The sequence below is a fragment of the Aquabacterium sp. NJ1 genome (genome assembly GCF_000768065.1).
Classification (GTDB): domain Bacteria; phylum Pseudomonadota; class Gammaproteobacteria; order Burkholderiales; family Burkholderiaceae_C; genus Aquabacterium.
Window position 1 is genome coordinate 1 of record NZ_JRKM01000001.1, and the last position, 26,337, is coordinate 26,337.

Genomic DNA, 26,337 nt, shown 5'->3' on the forward strand with positions numbered 1-26,337 from the left:
GGCCTAACGCCAAAGTTAACCGGCGCCGTAGCGCGAAGCGCGGAGGGTACCGCTACAGGCCCTGGCCTGTAGTGGCGTCCGCGTTGAACGACCAGTTAGGCTGGGGCGCGCAGGAGAGAGCGTTGAGAACACGCAAACCTGACATGCTTTGATCTTGCTTGGCATTGCCATTGCCGCGCTCCCTTGGATGTTTGTTGTTGCTGCATTTTGCACTGAACCGAATGACTTAGGGCGAGGGCGGCACACCATGGTGGTGACGGCGTCACCGAAGCGATATGGACACGCTGATTTCGAGCGCCAGGCAGTGGTGGCGAAAGCCACGGCTGCGGGCTGTTGTACGTTGGCTTGCCAGCGCACTCAACACCGCACTGGCCGCCGCAGGACGGCCAGCCACAAAGCGATGGCGAGTGGCATTTTGGCGCTACTGAGCGGCCAGCAGGCTGCCGTAGGACAGACAGCCAGATTGAGACTTTGCGCTGCGCCACGTGGCGGAACTTGAGGGCAGTAAAGTGCCAAACCTGAAGACGCGGACAGATGTGGGAGCGGCAGAGAGAAAGGCCGTGGCACGCATCAGTGCTCTCGCGCAAAACACCGATGGCTATTGATGTTCAGGTGGTATGACATAAATGCAGCCTTGCCTAAACGCAGTGCCAAAAACCGAAGGCCTAACGCCCAAGGTAAGCGGCACCGGAGCACCGAAGGTGCGCAGGGCACCAACAAGGGCCAAGACAATGGCGAAGCCTTGGCCCTTGTTGGTGTCCGCTTGACCGCCCAGTTAGGCTGGGGCGCGTAGGAGAGGGCGTTGAGGCCGCGAGAACCTGGCTGCGCTTAATGATGCTTGGCCTGTGCATGGCCGCTCCCTTGATTTGATTTCCAGAGATTCTGCCTGATGCTGGATGGCTGTAGCCATGAGGTTTCTCCGCGCTGACCGCCGAAGGACGGGCGGCCAGCTTGGCGGCGGCATGTGGAGAGATTGCGTGGCTCATCATCACCATTGCCTGCCGCAGGACAGGTAACCATTTGGCGATGACATGTGGCACTTTGGCGTTGCTGGCCGGCGAGCAGGCTGCCGTAGGACAGACGGCCAGATTGAGACTTTGCGCTGCGCCACGTGGCGGAACTTGAGGGCAGTGAAGCGCCAAACCTGAAGATGCGAACAGATGTGAGAGCGGCAGAGAGAAAGGCCGTGGCATGCATCAGTGCTCTCGCGCGAAACATAGATGAATATTGATGTTCACGTGGCATGACATGAAGCAGCCTTGCCAAGATGCAGCGTCAAAAAGTGGGGCCTAACGCCAGAGGTAAGCGGCGCCGGAGCACCGAAGGTGCGCAGGGCACCAATACAGGCCATGAGAATGCCGAAGGCATGGCCTGTATTGGCGTCCGCTTGACCGACCAGTTATGCCAGCGAGCTTAAACGAAGCCAGACTGGTGAGCGCGAAGCCAGGACCATTTGGTGCGCTTGGCCTTGGAGAGGCACTAGCGACAGCGCTTTGAAGCGAAGGCAATGCCCGGCGCGAAGTACCAGGAAAGAGGCCGTGGTCGTGTGACTGTGCGAGTCCTGCGATGAGGCGATGGAAGGCAAAGGACACGGCCGGGAATAGACGCTCAGCCATATGCATGATCAGGACTTCGCGCCGGCAAGGTTGAGGTGCGCATGAGGTGCTGACAGCCAAGTTCTATGCATGAAGCAAGCTGGGGCATAACGCCCAAGGTAAGCGGCACCGGAGCACCGAAGGTGCGGAGGGTGCCAACAAGGGCCAAGACAATGGCGAAGCCTTGGCCCTTGTTGGTGTCCGCTTGACCGCCCAGTTAGGCTGGTAGCAGATGCCAAGGCGGGCGAGAACAAGCAAGACTTGTGAGGTTTGGCGATGATGCTTGGCCGTGGCATGGCCTCGCTCCCTTGATTTGATTTACGGGGATTTTGCCTGATGCACCAGGACCTCGGCAATGCGGTTTTCACGCGCTGCCCGCCGCAGGACGGGCGGCCCACAAGGCGATGATCTGAGGCACGTTGGCCCAGCTGATTGGTGAGCAGGCTGCCGAAAGGACAGACAGCCAGATTGAGACTGTGCGGCGCGCCCGGTGGCGGACCTGGAGGCGATTAAAGCGCCAAACCTGAAGACGCGAACAGATGCGTGAACGGCAGAGGAAAAGGCCGTGGTGTGCCTCAGTGCTCTCGCGCAAAACATCGATGGCTATTGATGTTCAGATGGCATGACATGAATGCAGCCTTGCCCAAACGCAGTGCCAAAAAACGAAGGCCTAACGCCCAAGGTAAGCGGCGCCGCAAGGAGCGCAGCGACTGAAGGGCACCAACAGGGGCCAGGACAATGGCGAAGCCATGGCCCTTGTTGGCGTCCGCTTGACCGCCCAGTTAGGCTTGTGGCTAGGTGCGCGGTGATACAAGTTCACGGCAACTCCATTAGGTTCGAATGCCCACAGAAGTTGTGGCAGCGTCGGGGCGCTGAAGTTCAAAAGTCCTTGTGCGAGTCGATAACAAACACCATACCCAGCAAGCCCACGGAGACGGTCTTGTTGTTGATGCTCGTGTAGGACGCTACGCCCAGCGAATGATAGTTGCTGGAAAAAGCAGTCAACGCCCCTACGCCCAACAGACCGGCCAATGGACTGCGTTCTGCAATGGACTCCTTGATCTGGTTTCGGTGCCGTTCAGCGGATGGATTGAGAGCAAATGCTGCGATAGCGATTGCGCCAGTTATTGCGGCAGTCTTTACTGCTGGTGTCATGAAAGCTTCCAGAGATGATGTTCAGGAGTGGCCTAACGCCAAAGGTAAGCGGCGCCGGAAGGAGCGCAGCGAGTGGAGGGCACCAACAAAGCCCATGAAAATGGCGAAGCCATGGGCTTTGTTGGCGTCCGCTTGACCGACCTGTTAGGCATCAGTGGCCTGCTCCCCATTTGGCCGTTTTGTTACGCGCTCAACTGCGTTCTTTGCCTTTTCGCGCATGGCGGCCTTCTCTTCTTTGGTGGGGCTATCGTCTGGCTTGTGTTCCGGGCCTACTGTTTCAATCGCCGCCTTTTGAATGGCTGCAAGCAATCCACTAACGGCTGCAGTAAAGTGCCCTCTTGCACGATGCTTGTTCTCTTGATACGAGAATCTTAGGCTCTTGCATTGGTCGGCTATAGCCTTGTCATCGAAAGATATTATTTCTGCGTGGTGGGCGAACTTATTTCTTATGGAACGTATGGTATCCAGATCTGCTCTGCACTCCTTGGATATTTTTCCAAGATAGAAGGCCATTTTTATTCTTGCTGAGAACGACGCAAGTGGTGCATTTCCATCGAAAAGATCGCTCTCTATTTTTTTGTTGGCGACAAGGGATAGATACAACAAGTCAGATAGCGCTTTATCTAGGAAGGCCGCAGCAAACAAGGCGCATCCTCGATCGGATTCGTCGGTGAGCGCTTTTCGAAAGGCTACGAAGTCGTCGAGCTGCTTCTTAAAGAATTTGTTGATTTCTTCGTTCATCGATTAATTGTGTTTGCGCTTGGTATCGTGCGGTGTTGGGTGAGGCCTAACGCGATGTAGACGACACCCCAGTCCCAATCGATCACGGGTTCGGGGCATACAAGTGGGAGTCTATCCGCCAAGTTACGCGACGCGTCATCCTACAAAAAGTGGACTTGCGCCTACAGACATATCTGTTTATGATGCCTGTATAAAAATACAGAACATCAGGGTTATGCGACACACGTTCGGCGACACCGCTTCGCCTTTGCCTCAGTTGCACTCGCAGCGCTTGCTGGATCAGGTGCGCGAACGAGTGCGGTATCTGCATTACAGCTTGAGGACCGAGGATGCCTATGTCTACTGGGTGCGGGCCTTCATCCACTTTCATGGCAAGCGCCATCCTCGGGAGTTGGGCCTGCCGCAGGTCGAGGCGTTTCTGGCGCACCTGGCCAATGAGCGTCATGTGGCGTCGTCAACGCACAAGCAGGCGCTCTCGGCGCTGATTTTTCTATACAGCAAGGTGCTGGGGCAGGACGTGCCGTGGCTGATGAACATCGGGCGGCCCAAGTCGGGCCCCAAATTGCCCGTCGTGTTGACCGGCACGGAGGTGGCCCAGGTGCTTTCGGCCCTGGACAGCCGTCATCGCCTGATCGGGCAGTTGCTGTACGGCACAGGCATGCGCTTGATGGAGGGTTTGCGCCTGCGCATCAAGGATGTCGACTTCGGCCACGGGGCCATCGTGGTACGGGATGGCAAGGGCGGCAAGGATCGCACCGTCATGCTGCCCGATCGCCTGGCTGAGGCGCTGCGGGCACAGATCGCCCGGTCCCGCATGTTGTGGGAGCAAGACCGCGCGGCCGAGCGCGCGGGCGTCTGGTTGCCCACTGCGCTGGAGGCCAAAAATCCGAGATTGGGACAGACCTGGGGCTGGCAATGGTTGTTTCCTTCGGAAGAACTCTCGGTTTGCCCGCGCGCCGGCGTAGAGCGGCGCCACCACGTGCTGGACAAGACCTTTCAGCGCGCGTTCAAGAAGGCCGTGGGTCTGGCGCAACTCGCCAAGCCCGCCACGCCACACACGCTGCGGCATTCGTTCGCGACCCACCTGCTGCAGGCACGCTATGACATCCGCACGGTGCAGGAATTGCTGGGGCACGCGGATGTCAGCACCACCATGATCTACACGCATGTGCTCAAGGTCGGCGGCGGTGGCGTGCAGAGCCCGCTGGATGTGCTGTGACGATGCTGCTGAGCAGAAATAATGGGCAACACCCCCTGGTTTCCGGGCTCGGCTTGCCCCCAGGCGCGCCCGTGCATGGCAATTTGCCGGACAATGTCGCCCCATGAGTGCAGAACAGACCCAGATTCCCACCGGTGGCGCGCCCGCGGCACCCGCCCAAGCCCCCAAAATCGGCTTCGTCTCCCTCGGTTGCCCCAAGGCGCTGACCGATTCGGAGTTGATCCTCACGCAATTGCGTGCCGAAGGCTACGAAACCAGCAAGACCTTCAATGGCGCGGATCTGGTGATCGTCAACACCTGCGGCTTCATCGATGACGCGGTCAAGGAAAGCCTGGACACCATCGGCGAGGCCCTGGCCGAAAACGGCAAGGTGATCGTCACGGGCTGCCTGGGCGCCAAATCCGGCGTGGACGGTGGCAACCTGATCAAGGAAGTGCACCCCAAGGTGCTGGCCGTCACGGGCCCCCACGCCACGCAAGAGGTGATGGACGCCGTGCACATCCACGTGCCCAAGCCGCATGACCCGTTCATTGACCTGGTGCCCGAAGCGCGTGGTGTGGCGGGCATCAAGCTCACGCCCAGGCATTTCGCCTACCTCAAGATCAGCGAAGGCTGCAACCACCGCTGCAGCTTCTGCATCATCCCCAGCATGCGGGGTGACCTGGTGTCGCGCCCGATCGGCGAGGTGCTGACGGAAGCCAAGGCCTTGTTCGAGTCCGGTGTCAAGGAGTTGCTGGTGATCAGCCAGGACACCAGCGCCTACGGAGTGGACGTGAAGTACCGCACCGGCTTCTGGGACGGCAAGCCGGTCAAGACACGCATGTACGACCTGGTCGAGCAGCTGGGCACCATGGCACAGGAGCATGGCGCCTGGGTGCGCCTGCACTATGTCTATCCCTATCCGCATGTCGATGACATCATCCCGCTGATGGCCCAGGGTCTGGTGCTGCCCTACCTGGACGTGCCCTTCCAGCACGCGCACCCCGATGTGCTCAAGCGCATGAAGCGCCCGGCCAATGGCGAGAAGAACCTCGACCGCCTGCGCCGCTGGCGCGAGATGTGTCCTGAGATCGTGGTGCGCTCGACCTTCATCGCCGGCTTCCCTGGCGAGACGGAAGAAGAGTTCGAATACCTGCTGGACTTCCTCAAGGAAGCCGAGATCGACCGTGCCGGCTGCTTTGCGTATTCACCCATCGAGGGCGCGCCGGCCAATGAGCTGGAAGGCGCCTTGCCTGACGAAGTTCGCGAGGCGCGCCGCGCGCGTTTCATGGCGGTGGCCGAGCAGGTGTCGATCGCCAAGCTGCAGCGCCGTGTGGGCGCCACCATGCAGGTGCTGGTTGACAGCGCGCCGGCCCTGGGCCGCAAGGGCGGCGTGGGCCGCAGCTATGCCGATGCGCCCGAGATCGATGGCACCGTGCGCCTGCTGCCGCCCGAGAAGGCCAGCAAGACGCTCAAGGTGGGGGAGTTCACCAAGGCGCGCATCGTGGCCGTCGAGGGCCATGATCTGATTGCCTTGCCGATCTGATCGATCAGGTCCGTACGTACGCACGCCTACACGCTCACCCCAGCGCCCAAGCACACCAAGGAAGCCCGCCCCAGTGGACGCCACCAAGCTGATTCACCACCCTTACCAGGCCCCGGGCGGCTTCCAGGCCGTGGTGCCTGGCGTGCACAAGGCCTCCACCGTGATCTTCGAGAACACGGCGGCCCTCAAGACGCGGCAGTGGAAGGACAAGAGCGGCTACACCTACGGCCTGCATGGCACGCCCACCACCTTCGTCCTCGAAGAGCGGCTGGCCACGCTGGAAGGCGGTTTGCAGACCTTGCTGGCACCATCTGGTCTGTCGGCGCTGGCGCTGGTCAACATGGCCTGTTTGCGCGCGGGCGACGACGTGCTGATCCCCGACAACGCGTATGCGCCCAACAAGGACTTCGCACGGGGCGAATTGGCGCAATGGGGCATCAGCCACCGCTTCTATGACCCGATGGATGCCACCGCGCTGGCCGGGATGATCACCGAGCGCACGCGCCTGCTGTGGCTGGAGGCCGCCGGATCGGTGACCTTGGAGTTCCCCGATCTGTTGGGCTTGCTGAATGTGGCCCGCGCGCACCCAAAGCTGGTGACGGCGCTGGACAACACCTGGGGCGCAGGGCTTGCGTTTGATGCGTTTGACCTGGACTTGCCCGACAAGGGGGGCTCGCGCGGGGTGGACATCTCGGTGCACGCCCTGACCAAATACCCCTCGGGTGGTGGCGACGTGTTGATGGGCTCGGTCACCACGCGTGACGAGCACCTGCATCTGCAGATGAAGATGACGCACATGCGGTTGGGCCTGGGCGTCGGTGCAAATGATGCCGAGTTGGTATTGCGAGGTTTGCCCAGCTTGCCGCTGCGTTATGCCGCCCACGACGCGGCCACCAGGCAGATCGCGCAGTGGCTGAGCACGCGGCCGGAAGTGTCACGGGTGTTGCACCCAGCCTTGCCGGCTTCTCCAGGCCATGCGCATTGGGCGCAGTTGTGCAAGGCGGCAGGTGGCTTGGTATCGGTGGTGTTCGACGGCGCTCGCTACAGCCCTGAGCGTGTTGACGCGTTCGTGGACGCGCTCCGGCTGTTCAAGATCGGTTACTCATGGGGTGGTCCGATGAGCCTCGTGGTGCCCTATGGCTTGAGAGGCATGAGGCAGTTTGGCGAGCTGGCCGGGCAAGCCGACGGCACGCTGGTGCGCTTTGCCATCGGCTTGGAAGAGGTCAGCGATCTGCTGGCCGATCTGGAGCAGGCACTGAGCGCGCTGGCCTGACGCATCAACCAGGCCGCGGTTCAGCAGTCCTCAGCCCAACTCACGGCCCGATCCCCTGGCCGACTACTGCCCGGCCGCGTGCAAGGCATTGCCTGCCGCAATCGGGTCGCCGGTGCGCTCGAACACCTTCAGCCAGGTGCCGTAGCTGGGCATTTCCTTGACCTTCCAGGGATGGAAGCCCGGCTTATAGTAGGCCAGGTAGTAGCCGATCGTGGGGATGAACAGGCCGCCCGGCTTGTAGAACCACCACAGGCCACGGGCCCAGAGCTTGGTGCGCTGCCACAAGCTGAAACCGTCCACCTTGAACATGTGGTTCATGATGCGGGCCACCGTCAGAGGGAAGCCGAAGGTGATGGCCAGCATGGCCATGCTGCGTCGAAAGTACCCCGCCTTGGCCACCTGGGTGAGCACGTCAAAGGCCACGGCCTTGTGCTCGACTTCTTCGATGGCATGCCAGGCGTACATGGCACGCACCCGCGGGTCACTGGCTTCAAGCAACTCCCGGCGCTCGAAGAAGCAGGTGCACATCATCGAGGTGAGGTGCTCCAGCGCGGCCGTCGCAGCCAGGCGCTGGGTGGGCGTCGTCATCTTGGGCGCCTCGACGAAGAACATCGTTTCGAGCTGCTTGTTGATGTCATCGATGTCCACGCCCTGGGCCTTGAGCCGGTCATTGAACTGCCGGTGGATCAGCGTGTGCTGTGCTTCCTGTCGAATGAAGTCCTTCACTTCCTGCTGCAGCTTGGGCGAGGTCACGCCGTCACGAAACTCTCTCACGCTGGTGATGAAGAACTTCTCGCCCATGGGGAACAGGGTCGACATCGCGTCAAAGAAACGCGTCTTGAACGCGTCGTTGGCCATCCAGTATTTGGGGATGTCGCCGTCGAGACCAAAGTCCAGGTTCTCGCGGGGAACGATGGGGGCGTGGTCCAGCGTATCCGTCTTCGTCTGGGTCGTCTGGGTATTCATGTGATAACTCCTCAGTTTGAGGACTGTTGCTGACGTCGCCATGCGCTGGGCGACAAGCCGGTCCAGCGCTTGAAAGCGCGGGTGAAGCTATGGCGGTCGGCAAAGCCCAGTTGGGCGCTGAGTGACTCGATGTCACATTGCGCGGTCAACAGACCGGTGCGCGCCATGTCGAGGCGGCATTGGGTCTGGATGTCGGTGAACTGTTGGCCCTCTTCGCGCAGCCGGCGCTGCAGAGTGCGTGGGTGCAGCCCGAGCCTATCGGCCATGCGATCCAACCCCTGGCCCAGCAGGGCCGGTTGCTGGCGGAAGGCGCGCTCCAGTTGCTTGTCGAGCTTTTCTTCAGCAAGGGGCAGTTGTTGGCGCACCAGCTCCTGCGCGCGCTGGTGCAGGCCGGGTGAAGCACCGGGCAGGGGCATGTCCAGCAGCCTGGTGGCAAACACGGCGGCATCGCGGCCTTGCAAGGTGCGAATCGGCGCCGGGAACCCTGCGGTCATGGCCTGAAAGCGCGGGTGGGGTTGGTGCCGCATCTCGATGTGGTGAATGAGATTGGTTTGCCCCAGGGCGAGACGCACGATCTTGCTGATCGCGGCGAAGATCGCTTCGACGAAGTAACCACGCGAGGTCGCGTCGACCAGGGGCGTATCGACCTCCAGCACCAGCGCAGAACTGGCGCCGTGCTCCTCGACGTGCAACGAGAGGTTGGGCATGGTCATGCCCGCCCACTGCAAGGCCGGCAAGGCGTGGCGCAAGGTCGGGCTGGTCGCCAGAAAGGTTTCCAGCGCGGGCATGTGGTCAAAGGCAAAGTGCTCGCCCATGACCAGCGGGAAATGGAAATTCGGTGCCGCCTGCTCCACACACTGCTGCATCAGCCTGACCAGGGCGCTTTTGCGAACCATCGCCACGTTGCTGGCGTTGAGGTTGACGCCCGCGGCGCTGAACAGGGGGTCGATGTTGAAGCGGCAATGCATGGCGGCCTTGATCCAGGCGTTGGCGGCCACGAAGGGAACGAGCTCGCCACCCGCGGCACTGGGCAGCGGGGCGCTGGTGAGCGAGGTGGTGCGGGACGTGTCAAGCATGTGTCTGACTGTAGGCATGCCGGACTGTCGCGACCAGCACCCTGCGCGACAGATAGGGGGTCGTTTGCGACAAGCAGACGTAAAATGCCATCAGACCAATGGGGGGCACCGCTCTCTGGGCTTGTCATGGACTGCCCCATGCTGGAGAGCGAGAAGCCATGGCATGGCGTGCAGGGAAACTCACCGCCGTGCTCGATCAGCCTGTCATACCTTCAGGGGATGTCCAGCAGGATGATCCGCGCCAAGTCAATGGCCTGAGCAACCCACTCAGGCCGGCCCTTTTACCGAAAGGGCCAGCGTCGCTGCGCTCCTTCAGTCCTTCGGACTGGATGAGACTTTGTGTCTCATCAGTCGGCCCTTTTCACGTTCCCAGTCGCGGTCCTTGATGGTGTTGCGCTTGTCGTGTTCGGCCTTGCCCTTGGCCAGGGCGATGTCAGCCTTGACCCGGCCACCTTTCCAGTGCAGGTTCAAGGGCACGATGGTGTAGCCCTTTTGCTCCGTCTTGCCGATCAAGCGGCGGATCTGCTCCTTGTGCATCAGCAGCTTCTTGGTGCGGTCCGCCTCGGGCTTGACGTGGGTGGAGGCCGATCGCAAGGCGTTGATGCGCAAGCCGATCAGGAACACCTCGCCATCCTTGACAACCACATAACCATCGGTCATCTGCACTTGCCCTTCGCGGATGGCTTTCACTTCCCAGCCTTCCAGCACCACACCCGCCTCGAAGCGTTCTTCAATGTGGTAGTTGAAATGGGCTTTTCTGTTCTCTGCGATGGACATGTTTGGGCGCGGCACGTCGCCGACGTCTTTAAAATACCGACATTCTATGAAGCACGTCCACAAGTCCGTCTTGCTTTGGTACTCCCCCCGTGAAATGTATGGGCTGGTGACCGACGTTCAAGCCTACCCCCAGTTCCTGCCCTGGTGCGACCGCGCCGAGGTTGTCGAGACCCACGACGACGGTGTCACCGCACGCGTTCACATCGCGTTTGCCGGTGTGCATCAGGCTTTCACCACGCGCAATGTCAATCAGCCTGGCGCGAGCGTGAGCATGCGCCTGGTCGATGGCCCGTTCTCGAAACTGGAAGGCACCTGGCGCTTCACCCCACTGCAAAAGCCTGGGCAGCCTGTTGACGCCTCGGCTGATCCAGCTGATTCGCCTGCCTGCAAGGTCGAGTTCGACCTCAGCTATGCGTTTTCAAGCCGTGCATTGTCGCTGGTGATCAGCCCGGTGTTCGACCGCATCGCCAATACTTTTGTCGAGGCCTTCGTCAAACGTGCGGAGCAGGTGCATGGCCCCCGCTGAAGCTGGTGTGACCTTGCATGTGGAGGTGGCGCTGGGCCTGGCGCCCCGTCGCGTGCACCTTGTTCGCCTGAGCTTGCCGGCAGGCAGCACGGTGCGGGATGCCTTGTTCGCGGCCGACATCTGGTCTATGGATGACACCTTGACCCTGCAGGCCATCGAGTCAGGTGAGTGGACCGTCGGTGTATGGGGGCGCAAGGAACGCCCCGGCCATGTCCTGCGGGATCAGGACCGGGTCGAACTTGTCAGGCAACTGAAAGTGGACCCGAAAGAGGCGCGGCGCGTGCGCTACCGCGCACAAGGGGAGAAGTTACCCAGGGGCATCCACCGCTCCCCGAAGACCTGATCAAGCCAGGCCTGACCAGCTCACTTGCCGCAGTTTGCGGCGATGGCCTCTTCGTTGCGCTGGGTTTCTTCGGCGCGGGCCTTGTCATCCAGGAACTCGCGCTCGCCCTTTTGATTGGTGCGCACGATGCGGATGCCGTCGGCCAAGGTGCGCTGGTAGCTGCGGGCACGCTGGCAGTTGTCCGCCTTTTGCTTGGCGATCTTCTCGTCCTCGGCCTTCTGTTTGGCAGCCTTTTCCTCTTCCGCCTTCTTGCGACGGGCTTCGAGTTCCGGGTCGGCCTTGGAGGCGGCGGCCGCTGCAGGCGTTGCTGCCGCGCTGGCGGCCGAAGCCGCTTCCGCAGCCCTGGCGGCCGCTCGAGCGGATGCAGCTGGGCGAGTCAGGATGTCCTTGTCAGGCGTGCCAGCGGGTGGCGGGCGGTCGCTGTATTGAATGGCGCCGCTGGCGTCGCGCCATTTCCACTGCATGCCAGCCTGGGCCGACGAACCGAGCACAAGCAAGCCAGCCATCAGCAAGGCGGGCAGGACGGATGATGAGGCGCGCACTTTTTTCATGTGGCGCAGTTTATCCGGACACCCGCTGGCGTATCCCCCGGAAATGAGCGTATTCAGCCTGTCAGTTTTCCCGCTGCCGGAAAAGTGCTGACTCTGCGTATAATCCGCTTTTGCGTCTGGAGCCCTGTTCATGCGCCTGCTTGGTAAAGCCCTCACGTTTGATGACGTGTTGTTGGTGCCCGCGTACTCTCAAGTGTTGCCCCGCGACACTTCGCTGGCCACCCGTCTGTCTCGCAACATCCAATTGAATCTGCCACTGGTATCCGCCGCCATGGATACGGTGACGGAAGCCCGCCTGGCGATCGCGATCGCCCAGGAAGGCGGTATCGGGATTGTTCACAAAAACCTCACGGCCAAGCAACAGGCCGCCGAAGTCGCGCGTGTCAAACGCTACGAATCCGGCGTGTTGCGTGACCCCATCACGATTTCCTCGGGCGTCAAAGTCCGGGACGTGATCGAGCTGTCACGCCAGCACGGGATCTCCGGCTTCCCGGTGGTGGACGAAGGCAAGGTGGTCGGCATCGTGACCGGCCGCGACCTGCGCTTCGAAACCCGCACGGACATCCCGGTGCGCGACATCATGACGCCGCGCGAACGCCTGATCACCGTCAAGGACGGCGCCAGCCAGAACGAAGCCAAGGCCTTGATGCACAAGCACAAGCTCGAGCGCGTGCTGATGGTCACCGACTCGTGGGAACTGCGTGGCGTGTTCACCGTCAAGGACATCACCAAGCAGAACACCTTCCCCAACGCCGCCCGTGATGCACACGGCAAGCTGCGCGTAGGCGCCGCCGTTGGCGTGGGCGAGGGCACCGAAGAGCGTGTCGAGCTGCTGGTCAAGGCCGGCGTGGACGCCCTGGTGGTGGACACCGCCCACGGCCACAGCCACGGCGTGATCGAGCGCGTGCGCTGGGTCAAGAAGAACTTCCCGCAAGTGGACGTGATCGGCGGCAACATCGCCACCGGCGCGGCCGCGCTGGCCCTGGTCGAAGCTGGTGCCGACGGCGTCAAGGTCGGTATCGGCCCTGGCTCCATCTGCACGACGCGTATCGTGGCCGGTGTGGGCGTCCCCCAGATCATGGCCATCGACAACGTGGCCACCGCGCTGCAAGGCACGGGCGTGCCCCTGATCGCCGACGGCGGGATCCGCTACTCGGGCGACATCGCCAAGGCCATCGCCGCAGGTGCCAGCACCGTGATGATGGGCGGCATGTTCGCCGGTACCGAAGAGGCACCAGGCGAAGTCATCTTGTTCCAGGGCCGCAGCTACAAGAGCTACCGCGGCATGGGCTCGATCGGCGCCATGAAGGACGGCTCCGCTGACCGCTACTTCCAGGAAAACGACGAAACGACCAACCCGAATGCCGACAAGCTCGTGCCCGAGGGCATTGAAGGTCGCGTGCCTTACAAGGGCTCGGTCGTCACCATCCTGTACCAGATGGCCGGTGGCCTGCGCGCCTCCATGGGCTACTGTGGTTGCGGCACCATCGAGGACATGAAGAACCGCGCCGAGTTCGTCGAGATCACGGCTGCCGGTATCCGCGAAAGCCACGTCCACGACGTGCAAATCACCAAGGAAGCACCCAACTACCGCATGGAGTGAGTAGTTGATGTAATGGTGCAGGCCCTTGGTGGCCGCCTCACCGAACCACCACAGGATTGCGATGGGTTCTCAAAGCGGCCGCCAGGCGGCCATGCCTTTCATCATGGTGACGGTGCTGCTCGACATGATGTCGATCGGCATCATCGCGCCCGTGTTGCCCAAACTCATCGGGACCTTCATGGACTCGGGGGCGGGCACCTCCATTGGTTACGGCGCGGCTCAGGCCGCGTTTGCCATTGCGCAGTTCTTCAGCGCGCCGGTGCTGGGGGCACTGTCCGACAAGTACGGCCGCCGCCCCGTGCTGCTGCTGGGCTTGTTCGGCATGGGCGTCAACTTCTTCGTCACCGCGCTGGCCACCCAGTTCTGGATGCTGTTGGCGGTACGGGTGATGGGGGGTGCCGTGTGCGCCAACATCGCCGTGGCCAATGCCTATGTGGCTGACATCACGCAGCCCAAGGACCGCGCCAAGAACTACGGCATGCTGGGCGCCATGTTCGGCCTGGGCTTCATCCTCGGCCCCGTGATGGGCGGCGTGTTGGGCGACCACAATGTGCACTGGCCGTTCTTCCTCTCGGGCACGCTCTGCCTGCTGAACTGCCTGTACGGTTACTTCGTGCTCCCTGAATCGCTGGCGCAAGATAAGCGTCGCGAGTTCCAGATCACACGCGTCAACCCCTTCAGCTCTTTGGCTCGCTTGCGTGAACTCAAAGGGGTCGAGACCCTGATGTGGGTGATGGGCCTGTCCATCCTGGCGCAGTTCTGCCTGCACACCAGCTGGTTCCTCTACAACGAGTTCAAATTCGGCTGGACGCCCAAGGACAACGGCATGTCGCTGTTCGCCGTCGGCATGATGGCCGTGCTGGTGCAAGGCGGTTTGCTGCGCCAGATCCAGAAGGTCATCCCCACGCACAAGCTGGTGCGCATCGGCCTGGTGTCGTCCACCATCGCCTTTGTGGCCTGGGGGGCCGTGCCTGAAGGCTGGATGATGTACGTGGTCATCGTGGCCAATGTGTTTGGCTACATGGTCCAGCCGGGCCTGCAAAGCCTGGTCGCCAACGCGGTGGACCCTACCCGCCAGGGCGAAAGCATGGGCGCCGTGTCATCGATCAACAGCGTGGCCGCGGTGCTGGGCCCTTTGATGGGCACGCCTTTGCTCGCGGCTGTGTCCCACTACCCCCATGGCGACTGGCGCGTGGGGGCCCCGTTCTACCTGTGTGGCGCCATCCAGGCCGTGGCCGCCACCATTGGCCTGCGCTACTTCAGCAAGGCCGAGCATGCCCATGAGTCCCCCGCCACGCGCGGTGTGAACGCCTGAACCAGATTGCTCCAAGAGATCCCAACATGATGCACGACAAGATCCTCATCCTCGACTTCGGCTCCCAGGTCACCCAGCTGATCGGCCGACGCGTTCGCGAAGCCCACGTCTACTGCGAGATCCACCCCAGTGACGTGAGTGATGAGTTCATCCGTTCGTTTGCGCCCAAGGGCATCATCCTGTCGGGCAGCCACGCCTCCACCTACGAAGACCACCAACTGCGCGCACCGCAAGCCGTGTGGGATCTGGGCGTGCCCGTGCTGGGCATCTGCTATGGCATGCAGACCATGGCCGTGCAACTGGGTGGCAAGGTCGAATGGAGCGACCACCGCGAGTTCGGCTACGCCGAGGTGCGCGCCCACGGCCACACCAAGCTGCTCGATGGCGTGCAGGATTTCGCCACGACCGAAGGCCACGGCATGCTCAAGGTCTGGATGAGCCACGGCGACAAGGTCACCGTGCTGCCCGAAGGCTTCAAGCTGATGGCCTCGACGCCCAGCTGCCCGATCGCCGGCATGGCCAATGAAGAGAAGGGCTACTACGCCGTTCAGTTCCACCCCGAGGTCACGCACACCGTGCAGGGCCATGCGATGTTGACGCGCTTCGTGCGCGAGATCAGCGGTTGCAAGGGCGACTGGATCATGGGCAACTACATCGAAGAAGCCGTTGCCAAGATCCGTGAACAGGTGGGCACTGAAGAAGTGATCCTGGGCCTGTCGGGCGGTGTGGACTCGTCCGTGGCCGCTGCGCTGATCCACCGCGCCATCGGGGATCAACTGACGTGCGTGTTCGTGGACCACGGCCTGCTGCGCCTCAATGAAGGCCAGATGGTGATGGACATGTTCGCTGGCCGCCTGCATGCCAAGGTCGTGCACGTGCAGGCACAAGACCAGTTCATGGGTCACCTCAAGGGTGTGACCGACCCCGAGCAAAAGCGCAAGATCATTGGCCGCGAGTTCGTCGAAGTCTTCCAGGCCGAAGCGGCCAAGTTGACCAACGCCAAGTGGCTGGCCCAAGGCACGATCTATCCCGACGTGGTCGAGTCCGGCGGCACCAAGTCCAAGAAGGCCACCATCAAGAGCCACCACAATGTGGGCGGCCTGCCTGAAACGCTTGGCCTGAAGTTGCTGGAGCCGCTGCGCGAACTGTTCAAGGACGAAGTGCGCGAGCTGGGCGTGGCCCTGGGCCTGCCCGCCGACATGGTCTACCGCCACCCCTTCCCGGGTCCTGGCCTGGGGGTGCGCGTGCTGGGCGAGGTCAAGCCCGAATACGTGTCGCTGCTGCAACGCGCCGACCACATCTTCATCGAAGAGCTGCGCAAGACCATCGACCCCGAAACGGGCAAGAGCTGGTACGACCTCACGTCGCAAGCCTTCACCGTCTTCCTGCCCGTCAAGAGCGTGGGCGTGATGGGTGACGGCCGTACCTATGAATACGTGGTGTCGCTGCGTGCCGTGGAAACCAGCGACTTCATGACCGCCGACTCGGCCGAGCTGCCTTACGCGCTGCTCAAGAAGGTGTCGAGCCGCATCATCAATGAAGTGCGCGGCATCAACCGCGTGGCTTACGACGTGTCGAGCAAGCCGCCTGCCACCATCGAGTGGGAATGATTTGAAGACGGTTCATACCGTCCCAGAACGTCTCATGAATGCATTTAAGCCCTTGATCTTCAAGGGCTTTTTTGTTTTTGACGTCCCATGAGGTTTCATGACATCCCGAGGTTTTTGTCGGCACGGAAGACGGTTGATTTTCTGAGTCAATTGATCTTTGATTGCTTACCGTCTTGATGCTCTGACGGTAAGCGATGCAAGGTAAGAGAGGGGTTACCCAATGGCACTGACAGACACCAAACTCAAGAACCTCAAGCCCACGGACAAGGTCTACAAGGTGGTGGACCGTGATGGGATGTACGTCGTCGTCTCCCTCAAAGGAACGCTGACGTTTCGCTATGACTACCGGCTCGCGGGGCGTCGGGAGACGCTCACACTGGGGCAGTACGATGAGTTCCAGGCGTCGCAGCCCAAACGCCCTCCCGAGGACATCAAGTACGGAGATCCGCTTTCGCTGGCTGACGCGCGCGATCTGCTGGCCAGAGCGAAGAACATGGTCAGCCGAGGGGAGTCGCCAGCGCGTGTGAAATCTGAAGCCAAGAAGGAATGCCAAGAGTCAGGCACCTTCGAGTTCTTTGCAGACATCTGGTTGCGAAACGGCGGCCTGGCGGACAGCACGGCGGCGATGCGCAAGAGCATCCTGGATCGCGATGTGCTGCCCAAGTTCGGCAAACGCAAACTGGAAGAGATCACATCCAGCCAGGTGCTCGCGCTGTGCGAAAAGATCAAGGAGCGCGGCGCTCCGGCCACGGCAGTTCATGTACGCGAGGTCATCCAGCAGGTGTACCGGCACGCCATGTCCAGGGGGCTCAAGATCGAGAATCCCGCTGAAGCGGTGAAGGCTTCGGCCATTGCCACCTTCAAGCCCAGGGAGCGCGCATTGACGCCTGGGGAGATTCACCAGTTCTTTTCGGTGCTGGACACCATCGGCACCTTGCCCACGCTTAAGCTGGCGGTGAAGTTCATCTTGCTGACCATGTGCCGCAAAGGCGAGTTGTTGCTGGCGACCTGGAAAGAGGTGGACTTTGATGCGGCCACCTGGACGATTCCGCCGGAGCGGATGAAGGCTAGGCGGGCGCATGTGGTCTATCTCAGCAGTCAGGCACTCGATCTGCTGGTTGGCCTCAAAACCTGTGCTGGAAGCAGCCCATATTTGCTCCCCGGTCGGTATGAGACCGACAAGCCGATGAGCGAAGCAACGCTCAACCGCGTGATCACGGCGGCGGTGGAAAAGGCCCAGAAGGACGGAATGGACCTCCCTCACTTCTGCGTGCATGACCTGCGCAGGACGGCATCAACACTGCTGCACGAGGCTGGCTTCAACACTGACTGGATCGAGAAGTGCCTGGCTCACGAGCAAAAAGGCGTGCGTGCCGTCTACAACAAGGCGGAATACGCCGAGCAGCGCCGGGCCATGTTGCAAAGCTGGGCCGAGATGGTGGACGGCTGGATCAGAGGTAGCAAGGCGACGCCTGTTGCTTTGAGAGCGGTTGCCTGATGTGCGATGGATTGGCGGGAGGGCGGATGTTGTTGGTATTCGCACTGCATTGATATTGTGGGAAAAGTTAAACCTTGTTTGATTTTTGGCGTCAGATTCAATCAATAGTTTTCGATTGATTGGAATTTGTGATATTTTTATTGCATGGCTGGAAATTCAAGACACTCTTTGCTCAGGCGGCTTCAGTCGGACATGCCCCGTGGCGCGCCCTTCGGGCTGGCCGAGTTGGAGCGTCTGGGCATCTCACCCACATTGGCTGCCCACTACGTTGAAAGCGGGTGGCTGCTGCGGCTTGCGCAGGGCGTCTATGCCTTCCCGGGCGATGACGTGAACGTGCATGGTTCGATCAAACTGCTGCAGAGCAGGGTGACAGGCCTGCATGTGGGCGGCAAGACGGCGCTGGCTCTGCAAGGGGTCAGGCACAACCTCTCGACACGAGAGCAGTGGGTGCTGTGGGGGGATGTGCGTTTCGCCGTGCCAGACTGGTTCACCTCCCGATTTCCGGCACGGTATGCCTCGGCGCGGTTGTTTGAGTGGGCGGACGAGGGCTTGGCTAAGAAAAGCATCACCACGCCACCAGGACTGCCACCTGGCTTGCTGGTGTCGGCGCCTGAGCGCGCGCTGTTGGAAATGCTCTATGACGTCGGTACGCGTCAGAGTCTGGAAGAGGCGCGCAACCTGTTTGACGGCGTGCGGAACTTGCGCAAAGACATGTTGGGTCACTTGTTGGCGTGCTGTACCAGTGTCAAAACTGTGCGCCTGTTCCTTGCGTGGTCTCGCGAAACGGGACTGGTGGATGTGGACGAATTCTTGCAACGCTACACGCTGCCAGTTGGGAGCGACAAGCGCTGGATGTCTCGCATGAAGGACGGCAGTTTGTTGACACTCAAACCTCATGGATAAGGTCTACGCGGACACTGTGCGCCTCCTCCTGAAGGTAGCACCCGATGTATTTGCCAACGACATCTTTGCGATGAAGGGCGGCACAGCCATCAACCTCTTCGTGATGGACATGCCACGCCTCTCTGTTGACATCGACGTCGTCTACACACCATGGGCCACTACGCGAGAGCAAGCCCTCACCGAAATCGCGACCGAGATAGAGGCCATTGCGGCGAGGGCGACCAAATTGGGACTGAACGCACGCAAGGTGCGGAGCAAAGACCTTGCTGAGACCAAGCTCCTGATCGAGAACGACGAAAGTCAGGTGAAGGTCGAGGTCAACGTGGTGTTCCGAGGCTCAGTGTTGCCGGTTGAGAAGCGCCCCCTGATGCCCAAGACCGCTGACATGTTCAGTGCGGAATTGACCCTGCCTGTGTTGGCGACGGCGGAACTCTATGGCAGCAAGTTGGTGGCAGCCATGGATCGTCAGCATCCACGGGACTTGTTTGACGTGTGGCAAATGTTCGAGTCAGGCGGGTTCACGGATGCAGCGGTTGAATGCTTTGTGACGTACCTGGCCGGGCACAATCGACCAACGCATGAGGTGTTGTTCGGGAATGAGAAAGACATTGAGGCGGAGTACCACAACAACTTCGTTGGCATGACCACGGAGCCAGTCAGCCTGGAAACACTTTTGGCTGCCAGAGACCGATTGCGCAGAGAGTTGCCTCAGCGCTTGACTGCCGCGCAAAGGCAGTTTTTGAGCGGCCTGGCACAAGTGCAACCCGACTGGTCATTGTTGGCCTGTCCGCATGCGGCAGAACTGCCGGCCCTCCGTTGGAAGCTGGCAAACCTTCAGACGTTCAAGGAGCGGCGTCCTGAAGACTTTGAAAGCCAGGCCAAAAAATTGGCCGAATTGTTGTGATGGCTTGGTTGTTGGCGCGGACATGCATTTGGCTTTGCTGCCGGAATGCTTCATTCTTTGCGATGAACGTCTCATAGAACACGCATTGATGACACACAACTCAACCTGATCGGTTTAGGCCATTGTGCTGCTGGGCGGTGGGATGTGTGAGGCAGGCAAAAGAAACTGAACTTGCGAAGCCCCGAGTTTGGCCCCAAGATTGCATGCAATTTCAATGAGAACTCAGTCATGACTGCTGTTTCGGAGGTTTCCAAGAAACAGGTGAGTGGCGCTGCTGAGCGTCTGGCTGCCTCGCTGCGTCCTGGGCGGGTGTACCGGCGGGAGGCGTTGGCTGAAATGAGCACGGCGGTAGACCGTCACCTGCGTGAATTGGTCAAAGATGGTCGTGTGAAGAAACTGGCGCAGGGGATGTACTACGTGCCGAGGGTGTCCAGTCATGGGCCCGTGCCACCCGAGGATGCTGAAGTGGTTGGCAATTTCCTGCGCGATACCGAATTTCTTGTTTTCTCGCCTTCGGCATACAACGCAGTGGGCCTGGGTACAACGCAGCTTTACAACTGCACGCTGGTCTACAACCACAAGCGACATGGCGTGTTCAAGCTCGGTAATCGGCAGTTCGATTTCCGGGTGAAACCACGTTTCCCCAAAAAGCTCACGCCGGAGTTTTTGTTTGTCGATCTGCTCAACAACCTTGAGCAGTTGGCCGAAGACCGTGATGCAGTCCTGCGGCGAGCACAGACCAAGCTGCCATCGTTTGACCCTCGCAGGCTCAAACGCGCGCTCTCGAAGTTTGGCTCAGTGGCCACACGCAAGCGCACCAAAGGTTGGCTGAATGTCTCAGTTTCTCCATGCCCGCAATGACTTCGGCTACCTGCTTGCGGTAGTCGTTGACGAGCGAAGCCTTGATTCTTTATTTGTATTCAATGGGGTGGAGAGGGTTAGTCCGGGAAGCGCTCAATGTGCGCCTCACCCCTGCGCCCGACGTAGACCACATGGCGGCCTGCAATCCAGACCGTGTAGGCCACACAACCCGCTCGCTGAGACAGCTTCTTGAACTCGGGGTACATCACGCGACCCTGCTGCGCACCCAAAATGACAGCGCGCACGGCGTCGCCGTCAAAAGCATCGGCAATGTTGTGTTGCGGGCGCTCGAAACTGAAATCGGCGGTGCTACCGTCGGGCAGGTAATAGGTCGTGCGGCCGGAACGGTAGTCCACGTGGTAGGACTCCACTCCAGCACTGACAAGTTGGCCTATCACCTGGCCGAAGTGGATGGCGCCTTGGTTGGAGGCTTCAAAGGTGGACTGGACCGCGGCACGGGTGGTTTCGTTCATGGTTTGTGTTTAGGTGAAGTAATGACTGTTGGATCAGGCGGTGGGGATGCCTTTGAGTTGGTGGTGTTGCACCAGGGCTCGCATGGTCTGCGTCAGCGCCAGGCGCTCTGCGGGGGACAGATGGCCAAAGAAGTGGGCGTCGTTTGCATCGGCCAGCGCGGCCAGTAGCGGCACGAGCGCCTTGCCTTTGGTTGTGAGTCCCAGGCTTTGCTCGCGGGCACTGCCATCGGCCAGTTGCCGTCCAGCCAGGCCTTTTTCTTCCAGACGCGACAGCACCTTGGAAGCCGCTCCCTTGGTAGTGCCCAGGGCCTGGATCAGCGCGGCGTAGGTTGTTTCGTCTTGCGACCAGAGCGTGCGCAACGCCACCCATTCGGTGACGGTGACGCCCTCTGCTTCCAAAGTCTGCTGGAAGCGGAGGGACACGTGGTTGGAGACAAAGCGCAACCAGAAGCCCAAGTGGGCTTCCAGCGGCGAAGGTGTGGATTGCTTTTTGTGTCTGGTCATTAGGTTTCCAGGGAAACTATTTGCAATGTAGTTTCCTTGGAAACCAATGTCAAGGCGTTGGCGATCTATTATTGGGCCTAGTAACCCCCCGCAACTCAGTGCAACCAAGTGTCATGGCAGGGTGAATGGGTGTCTCCGCTGTATCGGTTCTTCCATCGCTGCCGTCAGGAGTGGCAACGAGTAGCGTTCAGCCAAAATTGAAGGCATGGAGACTTGGCATTGGCGATTGGAAAGGCGGTACGTGGAGTCGTTGACGACCATCCGCACTCGCCGATCAAGAGCCAAGGGGGTTGCAGGCGTACATGAGTGGTTATAGGCTGATAGGCACGAGGTGCCCACATGCGAAAACTGCTTTTCATCGGCTTTGTTGCGTTAGGCGCGCTGGTTGGATTGCTAGCCTCAGCAAAAGACGACTGGGCAACACGGGTCGTCATGATGAGTATTGGCGCGCTCTTTGGTGCGCCGCTGGGCGCAGCCTTCGCCGGTTGGGGAAAGCAAGTGCGACATGAAGACACAGATGACAACGAGTCTGACTTGCCTGGGACGAGCACGTCAGCAAAAGACCTGAGTGCGAACTATTGGCGCGACAAGGGGTATCCGCCATTGATGAAGCCGACTGACGCTGAGCCGGACATGCACATGTTCGATCCCGATAAGTTGGGATGATCACTTCTTCAGCAGATCTTTTATAGCGTCTTTGACATTGTCGACAGATGCTCCCGCGTCTTTGGCAACTTGTTTGCTCGATTGCTTGAGCAGAGAGCGTGTGGATGACAGTGTTCCATCTTCAGCTCTAATGAGCTCGGATTTGGTGTCGAATTCTGAGCGGCTCGCATCGACTTGGCCTTTAATCCGTGCCCCTTGCGTTTGTACTTCCTCTCTTGTGGCGGTTGGGGCGGTGGGTTGCTGTTTGCCTGGCAGCCCTTTTGGGGCTCTGAGAACCTGTTGTTCGTTGTTCTGCCTATGTGCATTGATGTCAGGAGTTAGCCGCGCATCGCGGCGCTCCTGAGCGTGTTGCCTGTCCAGATCAGGAAATGAAGCAGGCAATGCGGTGCCATCAGAAAACGTCCGATTGGGACGGAGAGACTGTCTGGCCAATTCTGCTTCCATCAATGTGTGGGCCGCAGCGCTGTCGCCGCCATACTGCTCGGCATATCGAGTGAACATCGCTAGGTTGTGGGGATCTTGTGCGATATCAATGGAGATCGTCTCGCCTCGCTCGTAAGCGTTTGACACCCTTTCGGCGAATGCTGTTCTCTCGGCTAGGCTGGCTTCAGCCCTTTCAGAGCGCGATGTCGTTGACGCTAGTCGAGATGACATGTCTCTGGCCTGCTTGGAGTCGTTGGAGACCAGGCTGCTGAAGCTCTCGTCTCTTGAAACGCGATCGCCAAATTGCTTGAATTCAGCCAACTGCTCGCTACTCATGCTGCCCAGGACCTTCTGTTCTTGCGCGGATAGGCCAGACAGATAACTCTTGTCTGCGCGCGCACTCAATTTTCCACCAGCCACACGGTTGTTAAAGCCGAGTTGCGCTGATGCCCCAAATGCAATGGTGGCGACCTGCGTTTGTGTCATGCCTGTGCTGTCAGCAACGCTCTTGGTGATCTGATCAAGTTTGTTCAGTGTTTCGCCAAACTGTTCAAAGCTGCTTTTGGTGGATCCGCTGCTATTTCGCGATGAGCGCATCGAACTGAGTCCACGGCTCAATGCTTCGGTGAGTACGGTGGAGCGATCCGAACTGGCAGCCAAGGCTTCGCTGCGTGCCGCAGTGACCTGCCTGCTTGCGTCGGACACATCCTGTTCAGACACCCGCATGGACACTACCCGCGAAGCAAACCCCTGGTTGCGCAGCAGGCTGACGGCAGTTCGCCCGGTCAGGCTGTTCGACGAAAAGGTGTTGCCACTGAGGTCGTTTTGCCAACTGCTCATGAACGCCGAGGTTCGGTTCGGTGTCAGTTGCGCCTGGTCCATGGTGACGTTGCCCATGTTCATGTTACCGGTGGCAGCAGATGCTGTGCTGCCAGTCAGCATGCTTTGCAGTCCAGACAAACCACCCACCAGGGCGGTCCCGACACCCTCCATCTTCTTCAAAGCCGCCCAGGCAATGACAGGAATGCTGATCGCAAGGTAGCCCACAACAGCCTCACCTGAGATGGCGCCCGAATAGATCGTCGAGGCGGTTTGCAAAGACAGGGCCTTGGTGCCCGAGCCGATGTCCGAAGCCGCAGCCAGATCGTAGGCCGCGTAGATGGACGCCATGTAGTTCAGCACCGCGTACAGCGGGGGCCACAGTTGGATCCAGATCAGGATGGCAGCGTAGCCTTTGAAGGCCAGCATCGTGTCGCGCCCGCTGGTCAGCAGCAAGAGCAGCACCATCAAGGGGAACAATGCGTAGGTGAGCGCTTCAATGACGTTGCGGAACACGGGCAGGGCTTGCTCGGCCACCTTGCCGTTGTTGATCCACGCGGCGTTCTGCTGAGCGACGGCCTGTGCCCGGCCAACGGCCAGCACCATGGCCGCTGGATCGTTGACCTTCTGCCCGACGATGGTGCTGGTGTCGTTGATCGCATTGAGCATGGCGCTTTGGCGGATCAAGTCGGCAGCGGTGGTGGCCGCATCGGCGATGTTGTTCTTGATGTACGCCTGCTGAATCTGGTTGGCGATGATGGCTGCGGCAGCAGCACCAGGCAGGGTGGGGTTCAACTGGAAGGCCAGGCGGCCCTGAATCTGGTTGATCTGAGCAGGCAGTCGGCCATTGAGGTTGGTGTAGATGTTAGGGCAGGTGTCCACATCAATGCCTGCAGCACTGGTGACCGTGCTGAAGCGTGCAGGATTGGGCGTGGCCATGAGGGGCCAGACATCTGCGGATGTCGAGAACACGGCAGGGCTAATCGTGCCGTCGATCAGGTCATACATCGTGCAGTTGTGGATGAAGTTGATCAGGTCGGTGCGGAAGTTGGGATCCTGGAACGTCACCTTGCTGGTGCTCCTGATCAGCCGGTTGCCAAACATCAGGCCATTCTTCTCGTAAGTGAGTTCGCTGGGCAAGGCGCCCGGGCCGGGAATGGTCTGGAAGGCGGTTTCGAACAGGCCGGTCAGGGTGTGGCCGATGGTGCTGGTGATGCTGCCGAGCATGACCATGCCGAAGGGCACGTTGGCCACGACCTTGACTGGGGCTCCACCTGTCTTGTCCACGATGCCCACGGTGGCCCTGGGCAGGATCAGGATGGAGAACACGAGCAATACCGTGCCCAGCCACTTCCAGCCCTGGAGCTTCTCCGGGGCAAAGGCGTACGCGATCAGGGCGGCCACGAAGCCGCAGAACGCCACGGCGGCAACGGCCGACATGTAGTCGCCAGAGGCGTGGATAGCCGCTGCTGCGTTGAAGACGCCGAACAGGCTGTCCGCGTTCTGGTAGGCATAGATCTCCCACATGGCATCCCCTGTGGTCGGTGAAGGTCAACGAGCCATGTAAGCAGCCTGCTGCCCAAGCATGTCCATCACGTGCTGCGGCATGCTGGATCGCAATTGCCGCTCCAACTGTTCCAGGTGGCTGGAGACAGCCCGGTAAGAACCGACCTTCTGATACAGGAGGTTCTTCTCTTGAGAGAGTTGCTGCAGCATGACCAGGGCGCGTTGACGAATCTGGACCGCCTGTTCGCGCTGTGTCTTTTGCAGTTGATAGTCCTTGTCGAGCGCAGCCAGGCCGACGCGCAGATTGCGCTCCAGGAAGACATAGGCATAGTCCGCTGCGATCACGTCACGGTATTGCGCGATGAGGCTGTCTGCCAGGCCCGATCCTGGGATGGTCGCGCCCACCGACAGCATTTTGTAGACCGGCTCGGTGGTCTGGTTGACGAAGCCGACCTCAGCCGAATTGTTGGGAATGGCGGTGCGGGTGGCGATCTTGTCCGCAATGGAGCGCATCAGTGTCTCGACTTTGGCGGTGAATGGCGTGTGCGTGTACGTGGTGTTGAGGGTCACGGCATCACAGTTCACGTAGTCATTGCACTTGAGCAGGTGCTGGGTGACGTTCACACCGGCCCCGGCGCTCTGGCCATAAAGCAATTGGCTGATCGAGGTGAGTGTGGCGGCGATGGGTTCCGGGTCGCGGGCGGCTTCTTCCGGGTGGTAGATGACGGTGCCCACCATGCTCATGATCAGTTCACGCTCCTGATCGTCCAGGGAGACGCCGGTGTACTTCAGGGCCTTCCAGGTCAGGTTGCCCACGAAGGGCGCCTTGTTGCGCACATTGGCATCGCCTGAGGTGCGAGCCGAAGCGAGGATGCTGGGCCGGTCGGACGCACAACGCCTGCGTGCCGCGTCCCGGTCACTCTCCATGCCCATCTCGATGGCCAGGTCGGCGCAGGTCTCCTGCGAGCTGTAACCCGTGGCCTCGGCCGCTGTGCTGACGATGGCTTTGGCTGTTTCGCAGGAGTTGATGCGGGCGTTGTTGATCCAGGTTTCCAAGCCCTTGGCCCACTTGCTCAAGCCACCCAGGAGTGGTGAGACGGCTTCCAGGGCCAGTTGAAAGGCGATGCCCGGCAGGGCTGCGGTGATGTTCTTGAGCATGTTCTTGAACTCGGTGGCGGTGATGTGAGAGAACGAACCGCCGAACACGTCGATGCCGCCACATCCAGCCTTGGCGCTTGGGAACTGGATGGCGGCGAGTTGGTACACCTTGTTGGGGGAGCGCATGAACAGACTGCCGCCGGTGTAGGTGTTCATGGTCTGGCCACGGAAAGCGCCAGGCGCTGTGTAGTTGCCGATGGCACCCAGGTTGTTGAACATGTTGTTCACTTCGGCATTGAGGTCCCCTGCATGCAATGGCAGCGGCGACGCGATGAGCAGGGCGGCCATCAGGGTGGCGACTACTCGTCTCCAAAGCGGTGCCGTCGCCGTGTGTGTCTGGATCATGA

General features: G+C 60.5%; 23 protein-coding genes. 13 read left to right on the forward strand and 10 right to left on the reverse strand.

Going from position 1 to position 26,337, the window contains the following annotated elements:
- Positions 1–2,474 precede the first annotated feature (2,474 nt).
- Positions 2,475–2,750 carry a hypothetical protein gene (locus tag JY96_RS00005; protein ID WP_035033866.1) on the reverse strand — a complete coding sequence of 92 codons (276 nt, stop codon included), beginning with the start codon at positions 2,748–2,750 and terminating at the stop codon, positions 2,475–2,477.
- Positions 2,751–2,894: 144 nt separating this feature from the next.
- Entirely contained in the window at positions 2,895–3,491 is a 597-nt protein-coding gene (locus tag JY96_RS21815) for an MltR family transcriptional regulator (protein WP_052161973.1), read from the reverse strand.
- Positions 3,492–3,705: 214 nt separating this feature from the next.
- Here JY96_RS21815 and JY96_RS00015 point away from each other — a divergent pair, with 214 nt between their 5' ends.
- From JY96_RS00015 to JY96_RS00025, 3 genes are all read left to right on the forward strand, one after another.
- Entirely contained in the window at positions 3,706–4,710 is a 1,005-nt protein-coding gene (locus JY96_RS00015) for an integron integrase (RefSeq protein WP_035033868.1), read from the forward strand.
- 103 nt (positions 4,711–4,813) lie between these two features.
- A complete protein-coding gene (gene rimO, locus JY96_RS00020; RefSeq protein ID WP_052161974.1) occupies positions 4,814–6,235 on the forward strand; it encodes a 30S ribosomal protein S12 methylthiotransferase RimO in 1,422 nt (473 codons plus the stop codon).
- 73 nt (positions 6,236–6,308) lie between these two features.
- The gene (locus JY96_RS00025) at positions 6,309–7,508 is read left to right on the forward strand and encodes a PLP-dependent transferase (protein ID WP_035033870.1); all 1,200 of its coding nucleotides are present in this window, start codon (positions 6,309–6,311) and stop codon (positions 7,506–7,508) included.
- A 63-nt stretch (positions 7,509–7,571) separates the two neighbouring features.
- Here the strand turns inward: JY96_RS00025 and JY96_RS00030 are convergent, their stop codons facing one another.
- The 3 genes from JY96_RS00030 to smpB all read right to left on the reverse strand — a co-directional run bounded on the left by JY96_RS00030 (position 7,572) and on the right by smpB (position 10,327).
- Positions 7,572–8,474 (reverse strand): metal-dependent hydrolase, encoded by a 903-nt coding sequence (locus JY96_RS00030; protein WP_035033872.1) that lies wholly within the window; start codon positions 8,472–8,474, stop codon positions 7,572–7,574.
- A gap of 11 nt (positions 8,475–8,485) precedes the next feature.
- Positions 8,486–9,550: an AraC family transcriptional regulator gene (locus JY96_RS21820; protein WP_052161976.1), complete on the reverse strand. Its 1,065-nt coding sequence runs from the start codon at positions 9,548–9,550 to the stop codon at positions 8,486–8,488.
- Positions 9,551–9,862: 312 nt separating this feature from the next.
- Positions 9,863–10,327 (reverse strand): SsrA-binding protein SmpB, encoded by a 465-nt coding sequence (gene smpB / locus JY96_RS00045; protein ID WP_052161977.1) that lies wholly within the window; start codon positions 10,325–10,327, stop codon positions 9,863–9,865.
- A gap of 46 nt (positions 10,328–10,373) precedes the next feature.
- On the opposite strand from smpB, the gene JY96_RS00050 reads away from it, so the two are divergent.
- Both JY96_RS00050 and JY96_RS00055 read left to right on the forward strand, forming a co-directional pair.
- The gene (locus JY96_RS00050) at positions 10,374–10,853 is read left to right on the forward strand and encodes a type II toxin-antitoxin system RatA family toxin (protein WP_035033879.1); all 480 of its coding nucleotides are present in this window, start codon (positions 10,374–10,376) and stop codon (positions 10,851–10,853) included.
- Positions 10,840–11,196 carry an RnfH family protein gene (locus tag JY96_RS00055; RefSeq protein WP_035033882.1) on the forward strand — a complete coding sequence of 119 codons (357 nt, stop codon included), beginning with the start codon at positions 10,840–10,842 and terminating at the stop codon, positions 11,194–11,196. Before JY96_RS00050 ends, JY96_RS00055 begins: the two co-directional genes overlap by 14 nt.
- A 20-nt stretch (positions 11,197–11,216) precedes the next feature.
- Here the strand turns inward: JY96_RS00055 and JY96_RS00060 are convergent, their stop codons facing one another.
- Positions 11,217–11,747 (reverse strand): DUF4124 domain-containing protein, encoded by a 531-nt coding sequence (locus JY96_RS00060; RefSeq protein WP_052161978.1) that lies wholly within the window; start codon positions 11,745–11,747, stop codon positions 11,217–11,219.
- A gap of 130 nt (positions 11,748–11,877) precedes the next feature.
- Here JY96_RS00060 and guaB point away from each other — a divergent pair, with 130 nt between their 5' ends.
- The 7 genes from guaB to JY96_RS00095 all read left to right on the forward strand — a co-directional run bounded on the left by guaB (position 11,878) and on the right by JY96_RS00095 (position 20,441).
- Positions 11,878–13,350: an IMP dehydrogenase gene (gene guaB, locus JY96_RS00065; protein WP_035033884.1), complete on the forward strand. Its 1,473-nt coding sequence runs from the start codon at positions 11,878–11,880 to the stop codon at positions 13,348–13,350.
- Positions 13,351–13,411: 61 nt separating this feature from the next.
- Complete coding sequence (locus JY96_RS00070; protein ID WP_035033886.1) at positions 13,412–14,665, forward strand: tetracycline resistance MFS efflux pump; 1,254 nt, start codon at positions 13,412–13,414, stop codon at positions 14,663–14,665.
- Positions 14,666–14,694: 29 nt separating this feature from the next.
- Entirely contained in the window at positions 14,695–16,275 is a 1,581-nt protein-coding gene (gene guaA, locus JY96_RS00075) for a glutamine-hydrolyzing GMP synthase (protein WP_035040518.1), read from the forward strand.
- Between the two features lie 220 nt (positions 16,276–16,495).
- The gene (locus JY96_RS00080) at positions 16,496–17,773 is read left to right on the forward strand and encodes a tyrosine-type recombinase/integrase (protein ID WP_035033888.1); all 1,278 of its coding nucleotides are present in this window, start codon (positions 16,496–16,498) and stop codon (positions 17,771–17,773) included.
- Positions 17,774–17,917: 144 nt separating this feature from the next.
- Entirely contained in the window at positions 17,918–18,676 is a 759-nt protein-coding gene (locus JY96_RS00085; protein ID WP_035033890.1) for a type IV toxin-antitoxin system AbiEi family antitoxin domain-containing protein, read from the forward strand.
- On the forward strand, positions 18,669–19,580 hold the full coding sequence (locus JY96_RS00090) for a nucleotidyl transferase AbiEii/AbiGii toxin family protein (RefSeq protein ID WP_035033893.1): 912 nt from the start codon (positions 18,669–18,671) through the stop codon (positions 19,578–19,580). Before JY96_RS00085 ends, JY96_RS00090 begins: the two co-directional genes overlap by 8 nt.
- A 228-nt stretch (positions 19,581–19,808) precedes the next feature.
- Positions 19,809–20,441 carry a hypothetical protein gene (locus tag JY96_RS00095; RefSeq protein ID WP_035033895.1) on the forward strand — a complete coding sequence of 211 codons (633 nt, stop codon included), beginning with the start codon at positions 19,809–19,811 and terminating at the stop codon, positions 20,439–20,441.
- Positions 20,442–20,518: 77 nt separating this feature from the next.
- Here the strand turns inward: JY96_RS00095 and JY96_RS00100 are convergent, their stop codons facing one another.
- Positions 20,519–20,914, reverse strand: a complete 396-nt coding sequence (locus tag JY96_RS00100; RefSeq protein ID WP_035033898.1) for a DUF1398 domain-containing protein — start codon at positions 20,912–20,914, stop codon at positions 20,519–20,521.
- 33 nt (positions 20,915–20,947) lie between these two features.
- Positions 20,948–21,418, reverse strand: coding sequence for a MarR family winged helix-turn-helix transcriptional regulator (locus JY96_RS00105; protein ID WP_035033901.1), 471 nt, complete (start codon positions 21,416–21,418; stop codon positions 20,948–20,950).
- Between the two features lie 339 nt (positions 21,419–21,757).
- Here JY96_RS00105 and JY96_RS00110 point away from each other — a divergent pair, with 339 nt between their 5' ends.
- The gene (locus JY96_RS00110; RefSeq protein WP_035033904.1) at positions 21,758–22,084 is read left to right on the forward strand and encodes a sulfite exporter TauE/SafE family protein; all 327 of its coding nucleotides are present in this window, start codon (positions 21,758–21,760) and stop codon (positions 22,082–22,084) included.
- Here the strand turns inward: JY96_RS00110 and JY96_RS00115 are convergent, their stop codons facing one another.
- Together JY96_RS00115 and JY96_RS00120 are read right to left on the reverse strand one after the other, a co-directional pair.
- Positions 22,085–24,853, reverse strand: a complete 2,769-nt coding sequence (locus tag JY96_RS00115) for a conjugal transfer protein TraG N-terminal domain-containing protein (protein ID WP_035033909.1) — start codon at positions 24,851–24,853, stop codon at positions 22,085–22,087. It lies immediately after the preceding gene.
- Positions 24,854–24,877: 24 nt separating this feature from the next.
- The gene (locus JY96_RS00120) at positions 24,878–26,335 is read right to left on the reverse strand and encodes a conjugal transfer protein TraH (RefSeq protein ID WP_052161979.1); all 1,458 of its coding nucleotides are present in this window, start codon (positions 26,333–26,335) and stop codon (positions 24,878–24,880) included.
- Between the last annotated feature and the right edge of the window lie 2 nt (positions 26,336–26,337).